The sequence below is a fragment of the Arthrobacter sp. 10T413_2 genome (assembly GCF_056394205.1).
The window spans coordinates 1-1369 of the sequence record NZ_JBFTHK010000346.1 but is presented as its reverse complement, the minus strand read 5'-3'; the positions used below and the strand labels follow the sequence as shown (position 1 = coordinate 1369).

The 1369-nt window shown below is 66.6% G+C and carries 2 protein-coding genes; both read left to right on the top strand.

Annotated features, from left to right (window positions below; translation table 11 throughout):
* The coding region (locus tag AC1DBQ_RS23335) for a winged helix-turn-helix domain-containing protein (protein WP_476930755.1) at nucleotides 1-106 on the top strand (106 nt) is incomplete at its 5' end.
* Nucleotides 107-314: 208 nt separating this feature from the next.
* On the top strand, nucleotides 315-1369 hold a 1055-nt coding region (locus AC1DBQ_RS23330; protein WP_476930754.1), incomplete at its 3' end, for a histidine kinase dimerization/phospho-acceptor domain-containing protein.

Genomic DNA, 1369 nt, shown 5'->3' with positions numbered 1-1369 from the left:
GGTCAATGTCCATGTCCAACGGCTGAGGTCCAAGATCGAACGCGACCCCGAAGCCCCCGAAGTTGTATTGACGGTCCGTGGTGTCGGCTATAAAGCAGGTTCCTGAGCCTGCGGACCGCAGCGTCGCAGAGGCCGCTGAATCGTCCGCATCCCATGAGACGGGACCGGCCGTACCGGGCGTGCCGGAATCCGCCGTACCTGAATCCGGCGAGGCGGAATCCCAGGAGCCTGAATCGCCGTCTGCCGGTCCCGGCGGTCGGGGACCGTGGCGCGGGCTCGCCTTCCGGACCCGGCTATGGGCCAAACGCGCGAGGATCGTTGGCGTCCGGGTCGCGCGCCTGGTCCGCACGGGGGCCGGCAGCCTCCTGCCCGGCATCCGTTACCTGCTCCGCGCGGTACAGCGGAAATGGCGGCGTTCGCTGCAGTTCCGGACCGTCCTGACCACGCTCCTGCTGGCCATCGGCTCGTTCGCCGTCGTTGGCGCCTACCTGTCCAACCAGATCGCCAACAACCTGTTCCAGGAACGGCTTGCGCAGGCCGAGTCGGAGACCCGCTACAACGTCAAGCAGGTCCAGGACACGTTCGACGGCGCCCAGGTMACCGACCAGTCCAGCGTCATTACCCTGGTCTATGACACCCTGAACGCCGTCGAAGGCCGCGGGTCCGTGATTCAGCGGCGCTATGTCTTCGAAGCGATGCCGGAGCAGACCAAGCCGCGCAACCGCTGGGTCGAATCYCGGGCCTCGGACCAGCTCACCATCGCCGTCATCCCCCCGGAGCTGCGCAAGGCCGTGCAGGACTCGGGCAAGGACCAGTACTGGGCGTCGACCCAGTTCCCCGTGGGGACCGAGGACCGGCCCGGCATCGCGGTCGGCAACAAGGTGACCTTCAACGGCACCGTCTACGAGCTCTACCTCATCTATGACCTCAACACGGCGCAGAAGACGCTGGACGAGATTCAGAACGTGCTGCTGGCCGGCGGTGCCCTGCTGGTCCTCATGATCGGCGGGGTCGCCTGGTACGTCACCCGMAACGTGGTCAGCCCGGTCAGCCACGCCGCCGTCGTCTCCGAAAAGCTCGCCGCCGGGCAGCTGCAGGAGCGCATGGTGGTCAAGGGCGAGGACGAGGTCGCCCGGCTTGGGGCCTCGTTCAACCACATGGCGGCAAGCCTCCAGGAGCAGATCACCCAGCTGGCCACGCTCTCGCAAATGCAGCAGCGGTTCGTCTCCGACGTGTCGCACGAGCTCCGCACCCCGCTCACCACGGTGCGCATGGCCGCGGAGGTGCTCTATGACGCCCGCGAGGACTTCGACCCGATCAACAAACGCTCCGCTGAACTGCTCTACAACCAGGTGGAACGGTTCCAGTC